The 13,234-nt window shown below is 73.0% G+C and carries 9 protein-coding genes; 8 read left to right on the forward strand and 1 reads right to left on the reverse strand.

Annotated elements, in window-relative coordinates:
• Window positions 1-8: 8 nt before the first annotated feature.
• The 7 genes from FZ029_RS33905 to tagF all read left to right on the forward strand — a co-directional run bounded on the left by FZ029_RS33905 (window position 9) and on the right by tagF (window position 9,806).
• Window positions 9-1,085: an SH3 domain-containing protein gene (locus FZ029_RS33905; RefSeq protein WP_149269053.1), complete on the forward strand. Its 1,077-nt coding sequence runs from the start codon at window positions 9-11 to the stop codon at window positions 1,083-1,085.
• A 267-nt stretch (window positions 1,086-1,352) separates the two neighbouring features.
• Window positions 1,353-1,622, forward strand: coding sequence for a hypothetical protein (locus FZ029_RS09660; RefSeq protein ID WP_085087355.1), 270 nt, complete (start codon window positions 1,353-1,355; stop codon window positions 1,620-1,622).
• 109 nt (window positions 1,623-1,731) lie between these two features.
• Entirely contained in the window at window positions 1,732-2,955 is a 1,224-nt protein-coding gene (locus tag FZ029_RS09665; protein ID WP_282184134.1) for a TIGR03862 family flavoprotein, read from the forward strand.
• A 176-nt stretch (window positions 2,956-3,131) separates the two neighbouring features.
• Window positions 3,132-5,519 carry a penicillin-binding protein 1A gene (locus tag FZ029_RS09670; protein WP_149269055.1) on the forward strand — a complete coding sequence of 796 codons (2,388 nt, stop codon included), beginning with the start codon at window positions 3,132-3,134 and terminating at the stop codon, window positions 5,517-5,519.
• 231 nt (window positions 5,520-5,750) lie between these two features.
• The gene (gene icmH / locus FZ029_RS09675) at window positions 5,751-7,004 is read left to right on the forward strand and encodes a type IVB secretion system protein IcmH/DotU (protein WP_149269056.1); all 1,254 of its coding nucleotides are present in this window, start codon (window positions 5,751-5,753) and stop codon (window positions 7,002-7,004) included.
• Window positions 7,005-7,014: 10 nt separating this feature from the next.
• On the forward strand, window positions 7,015-9,120 hold the full coding sequence (gene tssM / locus FZ029_RS09680) for a type VI secretion system membrane subunit TssM (protein ID WP_149269057.1): 2,106 nt from the start codon (window positions 7,015-7,017) through the stop codon (window positions 9,118-9,120).
• A 14-nt stretch (window positions 9,121-9,134) separates the two neighbouring features.
• Window positions 9,135-9,806, forward strand: a complete 672-nt coding sequence (tagF, locus tag FZ029_RS09685) for a type VI secretion system-associated protein TagF (RefSeq protein ID WP_247892237.1) — start codon at window positions 9,135-9,137, stop codon at window positions 9,804-9,806.
• A 14-nt stretch (window positions 9,807-9,820) separates the two neighbouring features.
• Here tagF and FZ029_RS09690 read toward each other — a convergent pair whose 3' ends face one another.
• Complete coding sequence (locus FZ029_RS09690; RefSeq protein WP_149269058.1) at window positions 9,821-11,386, reverse strand: adenosine deaminase; 1,566 nt, start codon at window positions 11,384-11,386, stop codon at window positions 9,821-9,823.
• Between the two features lie 178 nt (window positions 11,387-11,564).
• Between FZ029_RS09690 and FZ029_RS09695 the strand changes: the two genes are divergently transcribed.
• On the forward strand, window positions 11,565-13,220 hold the full coding sequence (locus FZ029_RS09695; RefSeq protein WP_149269059.1) for a tetratricopeptide repeat protein: 1,656 nt from the start codon (window positions 11,565-11,567) through the stop codon (window positions 13,218-13,220).
• Window positions 13,221-13,234 lie beyond the last annotated feature (14 nt).

The following is a 13,234-nucleotide window of genomic DNA, read 5'->3' on the forward strand; positions in this document are numbered from 1 at the left end:
GGGACGCGATGGGCCGAGTGCGGCGGAACTCCACCCTGCGGTTCGCGGCGGCCGCCCTGCTGCTGAGCGCCTGCACGGCAGGCGCGTTGGCCGGTGCGTTGGCCGGCGCGCTGGCCGAAACGCCGGCCAAAACGCCGGCCGAACGGCTGAGCCCTGCCGCCGCCCCCATCATCGCCCTCCCCCGCCTGACTCCGGCACAGACCCTTTCGCCGCCGCTGACCCCAGGCATGGTCTGGGAGCATCCGCCGGAAGCGCCGGCCCCGCTGTCGCCGCCGGGCCCGCGACCCGCCCCGGCCGAGCCCACCGCCGGCCGGGCGCCGACAGCGCCCACCGCGGTGAAGCCGCCCGACGCCAAACCCGCCGAAGCGCCCCCGGCCGTCGCGGTTCCGCCCCTGCCGCCGATCAAGCCGCCGATCAATCCACTGGGCGACGTGGCGCTCCGGGCCGCCCCCGCAGCGACGGCTGAAAGACCGGTCGCCGAAAAGCCGACCACCGTGGGGCCGACCACCGTGGAGCCGACCGCCAAGCCGGCCGCCAAGCCGCCTGCCGCAACTCCGGCACGGCGCAGCGTGACGGCCACCGTAGGCATCTACCTGCGGGCGACACCGGACGCCAACGGCCGGGTCCTGGATACGGTGGAGAAGGGCGAGCAGGTGACGGCCTTCGGCCCGCCCGTCGACGGTTGGCAGCGGGTCGGCCGGGCCGGGACGCCGCAGGGCTACGTCGCCGGCGATTATCTGGCGGAAGCCGCCCCCAACCGTACGGCAAACGCAGAGCCCACCGCCGCTGCGCCCAAGCCCGGCCGCTATGCCAAGGCCGATCCCGAAGACCGTGGCTGCGCCCTGCCCGACGACCTGCCGGAGCGGGCGCAGCGCCCCCCCCTGTCCGGCGGGACCGTCGCCCGGCTGCGCGCCGCCGGCAACCTGCGCGTCGCCCCGGTCTGCGACGCCAAGGTGCTGGACGTGCTGGACGCCGGCGAGCGCGTCACCGTGCTGGAGGCCGTCGGCGGCTGGTACAAGGTCGGGCGGAAGGGCAAGGCGCTGGGCTATGTCGGCGCCGCCCTGCTGGCGCCCCTCAAGCGCTGAACGGGCAACGCCGGGGACCCGGTACGAGGCTACCCGGAAGGACGCGGCCCGGCCCCCCGTGAAGGGGCTTGTTCGGCCGTGAAAAAGGATTCTACAACAAGGGGGAGGCCGAACTATCGCGGACGAACGGAGCCCCTTCGGAAGTTAGCCGGGGTGCGCCCGCCCCGTCGGACGGTTCGACCACCCCCGCCGGCCATGCGGCGCCGGTCAGGCCGGGCGGGGGCGCGAAGCACGACCGGGACCACGACCGGGACAAGGATCCACACGATGTCGACCCAACACAAACAAGCCATGGACGCGGTCCTGCAGGCCGCCGCGCACGACATCGTCGCCACCCTTCAGGAGCGGGACGTCGCTGACCGCCACAGCGAGGAAGGGGATCTCGTCGTCCTCGACGTCGCCATCCTGCACGCCTACCGCATCTTCATGCGCATCTGCGAGGAGAACGGCCTGGACGTCGACGCCGGCTATTTCGCCGACCTCGCCGCCGACCTGGCCGAGGAAGTATCGCAGGACCAGGACGACTACGAGGACTGACCCTGGGGGATTGCCCCTGTGGACTGAGGTCGAGACCGGAATGCCCCCGCCCTTCCCCGCGCTGCATGGGAACGGCGGGGGCAATTCCTTTTTGTGAAAGCCCACATCCGTGCCCCATCCCACCCCTGACGTGGTCCCAGACGTGGCGATCATCGGCGCCGGCCCCGCCGGGTTGATGGCGGCGGAGATCGCCGCTGCCGCCGGCCTGCGGGTCGCCGTGTACGACCACACGCCGACCCCGGCGCGCAAGCTGCTGCTGGCCGGGCGCGGCGGGCTGAACCTGACCCATTCGGAACCGCTCGACCGCTTCCTGCCCCGCTATGGCGCCGCCGAGCCGCTGTTCCGCCGCCTGCTGACCGGTTTCCCGCCGGACGACCTGCGCGGCTGGGCGGCCGGGCTGGGGATCGACACCTTCGTCGGCAGCAGTGGCCGTGTCTTCCCGGTGCAGATGAAGGCCTCCACCCTGGTGCGGGCATGGCTGCGGCGGCTGGACGGGCTGGGCGTCACCCTGCACAGCCGCCACCGCTGGACCGGCTGGGACGAGACCGGCGCGCTGACTTTCAGCTGTGGAGGGGAAACCGTCACCGTCGCCCCGCGCGCCGCCCTGCTGGCGCTGGGCGGGGCGAGCTGGCCGCGCACCGGGTCGGACGGCGGCTGGGTCCCGCTGCTGGAGGGGCTGGGGGTGGAGGTGGCGCCGCTGGCGCCGTCCAACATGGGCTTCGAGGTGCCCTGGTCCGATCACCTGCGCGACCGCTTCGCCGGCCAGCCGGTGAAGAGCGTCGGCCTTTCGGCTGCCGGCCGCCGCCTGAAGGGCGAGTTCGTCATCACCGAAACCGGGATCGAGGGCGGCGCCATCTACGCCCTGAGCGCCCCGCTGCGCGACGCCATCGCCGCCGAGGGCTGGGCGACCCTGACGCTCGACCTGCTGCCGGACATGGCCGAGGCCGAGCTGGTCAAGCGCCTGCGCCGCCGCGGTGCCGAGTCGCTGTCCACCTTCCTGAAGAAGTCGCTCTCCCTGACCGGCCCGCGCGCCGCCCTGCTGCGCGAGTTCGCCCCCGCCGCCGACCTGACCGATCCGGTGGCACTGGCCCGGCAGATCAAGGGGCTGTCGGTGGTGCTGACCGGCATCCGCCCCATCGAGCGCGCGATCTCCAGCGCCGGCGGCGTCCGTCTGTCGGAACTGGACGACCGGCTGATGCTGACCCGCCGCCCCGGCCTGTTCCTGGCCGGCGAGATGCTGGACTGGGAGGCGCCGACCGGCGGCTATCTGCTGCAGGGCTGCTTCGCCATGGGCGTGGCGGCCGGCAAGGGTATGGTGGAGTGGCTGCGGTGAGTGGGGAACCCCTCCGCAATTTCGGATAGCGTCATCCTTTCGCCACGGTCGGGAGACAAATAATCGTCCGCCCGCCGCCGGTCTTCCGGCGGCGGGGATGTAGGCGTATGAGGACCGAAGCGGGAACGTTCCCCGCACTCACCGCATCGACCCGATGGGGCTTCAGCGAGCGCGCCGTGACCGCCGACCGACCCGACCACCAAAGGGACCAGAGGACGGGCCAGCTCTATGCCGGCCCCCGACCGGTCCGCACCCGCGAAGACCCGTCGCCGCTCGACCGGCTGACGGCGGGCGAGGTCGCCCGTGTGCTGGCCGCCAAGGCGTTCGGGATTGCCCGCGACCGGCTGGCTACCCTTGGCCAGAGACTCGGCCAGGGCAAGCCGCGCCGCAGGCAGCCGCCTCCCTCCGCCGCCCCGCCGCCGACGCCCTACAAGCAGCCACGCCGACCGCGCCGCCGCGGCTTGCCGTCCTTCACCCTGCCAAGGATCTCCTTGCCCAAATTCAAAGCGCCCGAACTCGGCACGTCCAAGCCGTCCGCTCCCCGATCCGGCGGCTCCCAGCCGCCGCAGCCACCCAGGAAAAACGGGGCCAAGGGCGGCGGCTGGATGAGGCAACTGCTGCAATGGGGCCTTGTCGCCGCCATCTGGTGCGGCATCGGGTTGGGCGCGGTGCTGGCCTGGTTCGCGCTCGACCTGCCGGACATCTCCAAGGTGGCACAGTTCGAACGCCGCGCCTCGATCACCGTTCTGGCCGCCGACGGCAGCGAGTTCGCCCGCTTCGGCGACCTGCACGGCACGACGCTCAGCGTGAAGGATCTGCCCCCGCATCTGGTCGACGCCGTGCTGGCGATCGAGGACCGCCGCTTCTACAGCCATTTCGGCATCGATCCGCTGGGTCTGGCCCGCGCCGTCTATGTCAACTGGCGCTCCGGCCGGGCGGTGCAGGGCGGCTCCACCATCACCCAGCAGCTCGCCAAGAACCTGTTCCTGACCCCCGAGAAGTCGCTGAAGCGCAAGATCCAGGAGGCGATGCTGGCGCTTTGGCTGGAGAGCCGCTTCACCAAGGACCAGATCCTCACCGCCTATCTGAACCGCGTCTATCTCGGCGCCGGCACCTTCGGGGTGGACGCCGCGGCCCGCACCTATTTCGGCAAGCCGGCGACCGAGGTCGACATCCGCGAATCGGCGGTGCTGGCCGGCCTGCTGAAGGCGCCGTCGCGCTACGCACCCAGCTCCAACCCGGATGAGTCGGCGGAGCGGGCGCGGGTGGTGATGGCGGCGATGCTGGACGCCGGCTATCTGACCCAGGCGCAGTATGACGCCGCCCGCACCGCCAAGCCCTCGCCCAAGCGCAGGCCCGGCGGCGACGGCCGCTATTTCGCCGACTGGGTGACCGATCTGGTGCCGGGCTTCGCCGGCCCCGACCATGGCGACGTCATCGTCCGCACCACGCTGGACCTGAAGATGCAGCGCGCCGCCGAACAGCGGATGGAGGCCCTGCTGGCCGGCCCCGGCGCCGCCGCCAACGTCCGCCAGGGCGCGCTGGTCGCCATGAGCCCGGACGGCGCCGTGCGCGCGCTGGTCGGCGGCCGCGATTACGACAGCAGCGAGTTCAACCGCGCCACCCAGGCGCTGCGCCAGCCGGGTTCGGCCTTCAAGCCCTTCGTCTATCTGGCGGCGCTGGAAACCGGCTGGACCCCCGACAGCCTGATCGACGACGCTCCGGTCCAGCTCGGCAATTGGAGCCCCGGCAATTACGACGGCAAGTACCGCGGCAGCATCACGCTGGCCTCGGCGCTGGCCCATTCGTCCAACACCGCGACAGCGCGGCTGATCGACCGGGTCGGCACCGACCGGGTGCGGCGGATCGCGTCGGATCTCGGCATCTCCTCGCCTCTGACCCGCGACCTGTCGCTGGCACTCGGCACCAGCGAGGTGACGCCGCTGGAGCTGGTGCGCGCCTATGCCGGCATCGCCAACCGCGGCGTTCCCGTCTGGGCCTATGCCATCACCGAGATCAAAAGCCGCGACGGCACGGTTCTCTACCGGCGCCAGGGCGGCGGCGGCGCACCGGTGGTCGACCCCGCCCATGCGGTCCAGCTCGCCCGGATGATGAGCGGCGTGCTCGACTACGGCACCGGCCGCAGCGCCCGGCTGAACCGCCCGGCGGCGGCCAAGTCCGGCACCACCCAGGACTATCACGACGCTTGGTTCGTCGGCTTCACCGCCGATCTGGTCGCCGGCGTCTGGCTCGGCAACGACAACAACGACGCCATGAAGAAGGTCACCGGCGGCACCCTGCCGGCCAAGCTGTGGCGCGAGTTCATGCTGGACGCCCATGCCGGCAAGCCCGCCCGCCCGCTCCCCGGCCTGGACGGCGCCCCCGCCTGGACGCCGCCGCCCGGCAGCGTGCTGCCTGGATTGGTGCCGCCGAACGGCGTCCCGATGGCATCGGCCGACGCGCGGCCGGGCGGCGCCATCGGCTCGCTGATCGAGAAGATCGCCGGCGGCTCCGGCGCCGCGCCGAAGGTGCAGCACGACTACAGCAACACCGGGGTGCGGTAGGGGGAGTGTCGGCTCCGATTGCCCCCTCCCCATCCCTCCCCCGCGTTCCGCGGGAGAGGGGGTAGGACGCTTGCAGAGTTCACACGAAGGAGTGGCGGAGTTCCCTCTCCCGCGGAACGCGGGGGAGGGTTAGGGAGGGGGCACCCGCAGCCGACACCCCCCACCCCCAGGTTCCCCCCACCGCCCCGACCCTGCTATACCTCCCCCGACTTTCCCCACGGCGGACGACACATGCAGGCGGACGATGGACTGGACGGAGCGGAACTGCTGGCGGAGGCCGCGCCCCCGCCGGCCGCCGGCACCCCATCTCCGCCCCCCGCTCCACCTGCCCGCCCGCGCGACGCCCTCAACCCGCTGCTCAGCGTCGCCGCGCCGGTGCTGGCGCTCGCCACCTCGCTGCGCGACCGCGCCCTGACCGATCCGCCACGCGCCGCCGCCGCCGCCGCGCTGGAGCGGTTCGACCGTGCCGCCGCCGCGGCCGGTCTCGACCCCGACGACATCCGCGCCACCCGCATCGCGCTGGCCGCCACGCTGGACGACGTCGCCCGCGCCGCCGGCCATGGCGGGGCGGCGGTGGCCGAGCCGGGCGCCGGAGTACGCTTCTTCGACCTGCTCGACGGCATGCTGGGCGACCCGCGCCGCAACCGCCACGCGCTGGAGCTGTTCTACGCCTGCCTGTCGCTGGGCTTCGAAGGCCGCTTTCGCGACAAGCCCGGCGGTGCCCACGACCTCGCCCGCCTGCGCGACGAGCTGTACCGCATCCTGCGCCGCGCCCGCGGCGACGTGCCGGCGGAGCTGTCTCCCGCCTGGACCGGGGTGGCGGAGCCGTTCCGCCCGCCCGGCAACAGGCTCGGCAACCGGCTGGGCGGCTGGCCCGGCTGGCTCATCTGGGCGGCGGTGGCGCTGGGCCTGTCCGGCCTCTATGTCCATCTCGCCGGCGGCCTCGACCGCCGGGCGGAGCCGGTGGCCGCCCGCATCGCGGCATTGCTGCCCGACCGGCCGATCGAGATCGCCCGGCTGGTCCCGCCGCCGCCGCCCACCGCCGGCCCGGCCCTGATCGCCCGCATCACCGGCCGGCTCGCCCCGGAGATCCGCACCGGCTCCGTCGAGGTGCTGGCGGGGGAGGACGGCGCCCTGGTCATCCGCATCCCGGCGGCGGCGATGTTCGCCACCGGCAGCGACGCGGTGAAGGCCCGCCACCGCGCCATCGTCGAGCGGGTGGGCCAGACCCTGGCGACCGAGTCCGGCGGCGTCCTGGTGGTCGCCCACACCGACGACCAGACCCCGCCGGCCGGCCGCCTCGCCACCGCGCAATCCCTGACCGACGCCCGCGCCGAATCCGTCCGCAAGCTGCTGGAGCACACGATCGCCCCCGCCCGCCTGTCGGCCGAGGGCCATGGCGACCAGGAGCCGGTCGCGCTGAACGACACGCCCGCCGGGCGCGACGCCAACCGGCGGATCGACATCCGCCTCTATCCGCAATAGGGCGCCCGCCATGGCCGATCCCCGTCCCAAGAAGGCTGGCGCCACTCCGGCGAAGAAGAGCGTGGAGAACAAGACTGCGGCGAAGAAGACCGGCAGGCGCCGCAAGCCCGCCGCCACGCCCTCGCCCCACCGCTCCGCCCGCGCCCGCTGGGCGACCTCGCTGGCAGGCGCGCTGGCGCTGGGGCTGGCCGGCTGGCTGCTGCTGCCGCGTCTGGCCGCTTCCGCCGCCCCCCACCTGCTGCCGACCATCCAGGCCGACTGGAGCGTCCGTCTGCTGCCGCTGGTCCTGGCGCTGGCGGTGTGGGGCGCCGTCAACCGCCGCATCGACGGCCGCGAGCGCGCCGCCAACGCCCGCCTGCTGGAAGCGCTGGCCGCCGGCCGCGACCCGGAACTGAAGGCCTCGCTGGAGGAGATCGGCGTCGTGCGCAAGCGCCTCGACGCCGTGCTGGCCCAACTGCGCAAGCGGCAGGGCGGGCGTTATCTCTACCAGCTGCCCTGGTATCTGGTGATCGGCGCCCCCGGTTCCGGCAAGACGACGGCGCTGGCCAACACCGGCCTCGCCACCCCGTTGCTCAACGGCACCGTCACCGGGCCGCTGGCCGGGCTGGCCGGCACCCGCAACTGCGACTGGTGGTTCACCGACCGCGCCGTGCTGATCGACACCGCCGGCCGCTACACCACCCAGGACAGCCGGCGCGCGGTGGACGGCCGGGTGTGGTCCGGCTTGCTCGACCTGCTGAAGGAGCATCGCCCGCGCCAGCCCGCCAACGGCGTCCTGCTGACCGTCAGCATCCCCGAGCTGACCGGCTGGACTGATGCCGAGCGGCGCAACCACGCCATCCTGATCCGCCAGCGCCTGAACGAGCTGCGGGTGCAGCTGGGCGTCCGCCTGCCGGTCTATCTGCTGCTGACCAAGGCCGACCTGCTGGACGGCTTCGCCACCTTCTTCGACCCGCTGGACCGCGAGGCGCGCGGCCAAGTGTGGGGCCTGACCCTGCCGGCCGCCGAAGATCCCGCCACGGAAACCGCCAGCCCGCTGCCCGTCTTCCGCGACCTCTATGCCGGTCTGGTGCGGCGGCTGGACGAGCGGCTGCTCGACCGGCTGCACCAGGAACCCGACATCCGCCGCCGCAGCGACGCCTTCACCCTGCCGCTGCGGGTGGCGGAGCTGGAGCCGGCGCTGGCCGACATCGTCGACACCGTCTTCGGCTCCGAACATGGCGAGGAGACGCCGCGCCTGCGCGGGCTCTACCTGACCAGCGCCACCCAGACCGGCGGCCCGCTCGGCCTGCTGGAGCCGGAGGCCGACGGCCCGGCCTCCACCTATTTCCTCGACCGGCTGCTGCCCGAGGTCGTCTTTCCGGAGGCCAACCTCGCCCAGGTCGACCGCATGATGGAGCGCGCCCGCCGCCGCCGCAACGCCCTGTCCGCCGCCGCCGCCCTGCTGCTGGGCGCGGCGCTCGGCGGCTGGTGGATGGTCAGCGCGCGGGGCAACGCCGCCCTGCTGGAGCGCGCCGATGCCGGCGCCGCGGCGGTGGAGGCGGCGCTGCGCCCGCTCGACACGCCGCCGCGCGCGCTGATGCGGGTGGACGATGCCGACCCGGCGGCGATCCTGCCGGCGCTGAACGCGCTGCGCGCCCTGCCGCACGCCTTCGACGAGGCGCAAAGCTGGGCCGATCCCGCGCTGGCCGGCGGGCTCTACCAGGGCGCCCGCATCGCCGTCCCGGCGCGGGAGGCCTATGCCCGCGCCCTGCGCAGCCAGTTCCTCGCCCGCATCGCCCTCAGGCTGGAGGAGCGGCTGCGCGCCGATTGGGCCTTGCCCGACCAGCTGCGCCAGACCCTGCGCCTTTACCGCATGGTCGGCGGGGCCGGACCGATGGACGCCGGCGCGCTGGCGGAATGGCTGGCGCTCGACTGGCAGCGCACGCTTCCCGGCCCGGCCAACGAGGCGCCGCGCCGCGCCCTCGGCGACCATCTGGCCGCCCTGTTCGCCGTCGGCTTCGCCCCGGTCCCGCCCGACGAGGCGCTGGTCGCCCGCGTGCGCGAGGTTCTGGCCGAATCGACGCCCCAGCCGGCCCCGCAACCGATCCCGGCCAGCCGGGCCGCCCTGCCATGATGGGTTCGTTCGGCATGCCGCGTGGCATTGCCGCCGGGGTGGGCGCCGATCCGGTGATGGGCTTCCACGGCAAGGTCCCGGCGCGCGGCGATTTCGTCGGCCACGGCCTGCCGCCGGCCGTGCTCGGTCCATGGGACCGCTGGCTGTCGGCGGCGCTGGGCGAGGCCGGCCGCCAATTGGGCGCCGAGTGGGAGTCCCTGTTCGCCCAAGCTCCGGTCTGGCGCTTCGCCCTGTCGGCCGGCCTGTGCGGCGCCACCCCGCTGATCGGCGTGTGGATATCCAGCGCCGACCGCGTCGGCCGTCCTTATCCCTTCACCATCGCCGCCGGCCTGCCCGCCGGCTTCGACATCGCCGGCGCCCCCGCCGCCTGCGCCGCGTGGCTGACCCGCGCCGAGTCGCTGGCGGAGGACGCCTGCCGAGCCGGCGCCGATGTGGAAGGTTTGCCGGCCCGCCTCGCCATCCTCGGCCGTCCGGAGCCGGAGCGTGTCGGCGCGGCGACCCGCGCCCTTCTCGGCCGCCTGTCCGGTCCCTTGGGCGCGGATGCCAGCCTGTGGTGGACCCGCGGAGCCGGCCGCATCGCGCCGTCCCTGCTGTCCTGCCCCGGCCTCCCCGCCGGCCACCGCCCGACCGCCTTCCTCGACGGCGCCTGGACCCGCTGGGGCTGGGAGAACGCGGAGGAGGGGTAGGAGAAAGGGCTGCGTTACCGCACCCCCGCCATCTCGCGGTCGAACCGCGCCAGCGCCTGTTCCAGCCCCCATTGCACCCGCGCCTTCTCGCTGCGCTCCGTCACCGCGCGGCAAGCGTCCTCATTCGCCGGCGGGGTGCAGCCGGGTGCGGACCACAGGCTGTCGCCGGGTAGGAAGCTGTGCTCCAGGCTGGCGCGCGCCAGCCCGACCAGATCGCCATAGCCCAGCCCGAACTCCTCGACCGCGCGCTGCAGTTCGTTGGTCAGGTCGATCCTGCTCACACCTTCATCGTCGGTGGACAGCACCACCGGCACGCCTGCGGCGCGATAGACCGGCAACGGGTGGTTCTTGCCGCTGACGCCCAGGATCTTGTCGTTGCTGGTCAGGTTGATCTCCACCGCCACCTTGCGTCCGGCCATCGTCCGCAGCAGGCCCTGGGGATCCTCCTCATACATCACGTCGACGCCATGGCCGATGCGCTTGGCCCCGGCGATCTCCACCGCCTTGCGGATGTGGTCGCGCAGCCGCTCCGGCGGGACGAGGCCCAGCGTCAGCTCGCCGGCATGCAGGGCGATGTTGGTGCCGGGATTGCGCCGCTTGGCCTCCGCCACCATGCGCATGTGCAGGTCGTAGTCGTCCAGCGCCACCGGATTGTCCTCCGGCGCCACGAAGTTCAGGCCGACGACCCGCGGCTCCTGCGCTTCCAGCAGGGCGTTGAACAGGGTGGTGGCGAAGACCGGCCCCGGCGCCTGCGTGCGCGACACCTGCTGCAGGTAGCGCACCGACACCGCGCAGCCCGGCCGCGCCGCCGGCGTTCCGCAGCCCAGCACGCTGCGCATCCGCGCCTCGGCCGCGTCGATCTCCTGCCGGGCCGGGGCGATCAGGGCGGGCAGGCCGGCGGCGATCAGCCGGTCGGCGGTGCCCGGCAGGTCGGCCGCCGCCTGCGGGGTCCAGGGGAATGCCTTGCCGATGGCGGCGGCCGGGCCGGTGCCGAAGGACACCATCAGCTCGACATGGCGCTCGCCCTGCCGGCCGGCGCGGTCCACCACCTCGGCCAGCAGATCGCCGGTGGAGGAAGCGGCGGCGCGGAACCGCCCGAAGGTGGCGAAGAACTGGTCGTGCAGGCTGTAGCCGGAGACCGGCAGCGCGTCGCGCGTCGACAGCGCGTCCAGCGACACCGGATACAGCACGCCGTCGGCGATCACCGCCGCGGCGCCCGGCCGCCCGGCCTTGGCGTCGCAGGGCGCCTGCGCCGTCGGCGCCACCAGCGTCTTGCCCTTCACGTCGAAGCAGAGCCCGGCGTCCGCCGCCATCCGCATATAGCTCTCGGCATAGACGGCGCCGGTCAGGTGGCTGTGCAGGTCCGCCCCCTTGGGCATGCGGTACAGGAAGGCGCGCAGCTCCGGCGGGCTGGTCCGCACCGCCTCGAACCGCCGCGCCGCCGCCGACCCGGCGACATCGCCCCCTGCGGCGCCGCCACCGCCCATCTCCGCCGTGGCGCAGCCCGCCAGCAGCAGCATCGCCGCCAGCGCCCCCGTCACGCCACCCTTCATGCGCCCGATCATTCCCACGTCCGACATGCACCCGACTCCTCATTCTCCTTTTGCGGGTATTCATGCCGTGGCAATCGCGCGGGCGCAATGGCCCAGCCCGGTGGAAGGTTGCGGATCGAAAGGCTGTAGCGGGGCGGCAATTCCCGGTATGGTGCGGCGATCTTTTCGTGTTCCCGCCGTACCCGCCGTCTTTGGAGCCGCAGCGATGACCGACACCCCCGCCCCGACCCTGCTCGACGCGGCCAAGCGTTTCCGCAGCAACGATCTGGCGGGGGCGGAACAGGTCTGCCGGGCGATCCTGGCGACGGACCCGCACAATGCCCAGGCGCTGCATCTGCTGGGGCTGGTCGCCGCCCACACCGACCACCCCGAGAACGCGCTGGCCCTGTTCGCCCAGGCCATCGCGGAGAACGGCAACGACCCGTCCTTCCACAACAGCCGCGGCAGCCTGCTCTTCCAGCAGGCCCGCCCGGCGGAGGCGGAGGAGGCGTTTCGCGCCGGCCTCGCCATCAACCCGCGCCTGCCCGAACTGCACGGCAACCTCGGCAACGCGCTGAAGGCGCAAAGCCGGCTGGAGGAGGCGGCGGACTGCTTCCGCACCGCGCTCGACCTCCGCCCCGAAGCGCCGGAGATGCACCATTTCCTCGCCGCCACCCTGCGCGAGCTGGGCGATCTGGAAGAGGCGGAACGGCATTTCCGCACCGCGCTGGAGCAGGCTCCCGATTATCTCGACGTCCATTACAGCCTGGCGGAGCTTCTCTCCACCCGCGGCCGGCTGGCAGAGGCGGAGGCGGAGTTCCGCACCGTGCTCGCCGCCGCCCCGCGCTTCGTCCCCGCCCAGGTCGGCCTCGCCCATGTGCTGCAGAGCCTGGACCGCGCGGCGGAGGCCATCGAGGTGATCGAGGCGGCGCGCGAACAGGCGCCCGACCATCCGATGGTGAAGTTCACCCGCCGGTTGATCTATTCCAACGCGGTGCCCGGCTGGCATCTGCCGATGATCAATGATTTCGAGCGGAACGAGGCCTACAAGCAGTCGCTGGAACGGGCGGTGAAGCCCGATTCGCTGGTGCTGGAGATCGGCACCGGCTCCGGCATCGTCGCCATGATGGCGGCGCGCGCCGGCGCGAAGAAGGTGGTGACCTGCGAGGTCAACCCGATCCTCGCCCGCGTCGCCAAGGAGACGGTCGCGCGCAACGGCTATGCCGGCCGCATCGACGTGGTGCCGCGCCTGTCCACCCAGCTGACGGTGGGCGACGGCGGCGACCTGCCGGAGAAGGCCGACGTCTTCGTCTCCGAACTCATCAACATCGGCATGCTGGCCCCGCGCATGCTGTCGGTGCTGCAGCACGCCCGCACCCATCTGGTGAAGCCGGGCGGCGCCATCATCCCGCGCGCCTCCACCGTCTACGCCATGCTGGTGGAGACGCCGGAACTGGCCCGCATCAACCCGGTGGAGACGATCGACGGCTTCGACATGGGCAGCTTCGACGTCTTCCGCTCCCCCGGCTACCAGCAGATCGACCTCGGCGCCGACGCCCACACCCCGCTGTCCAAGCCCTTCACCGCGCTGGATTTCGACTTCACCCGCAACATGCCGGAAGAGGGAGAGCGGGTGATCGACGTGACCATCGTCACCGCCGGCACCTGCCACGGCGTCGCCTTCTGGTTCGACCTCTTCATGGACGAGGAAGTGGTCTACAAGTCGGAAAGCCGCGCCCGCACCAACCATTGGAAGCAGGCGATGACCTTCCTGGAAAAGCCGATCGCGCTGTCGGCCGGCGACCGCCTGCGCATCGTCGCCCGCTACGACAACAACCAGATCTCCTTCGGGGTGGACGGGCTGGCGGGGGGTAAGCGGTAAAGCATGGACAGAGG

This window comes from Azospirillum sp. Sh1 (assembly GCF_008365135.1).
In the GTDB taxonomy this organism is placed as follows: Bacteria; Pseudomonadota; Alphaproteobacteria; order Azospirillales; family Azospirillaceae; genus Azospirillum; species Azospirillum oryzae.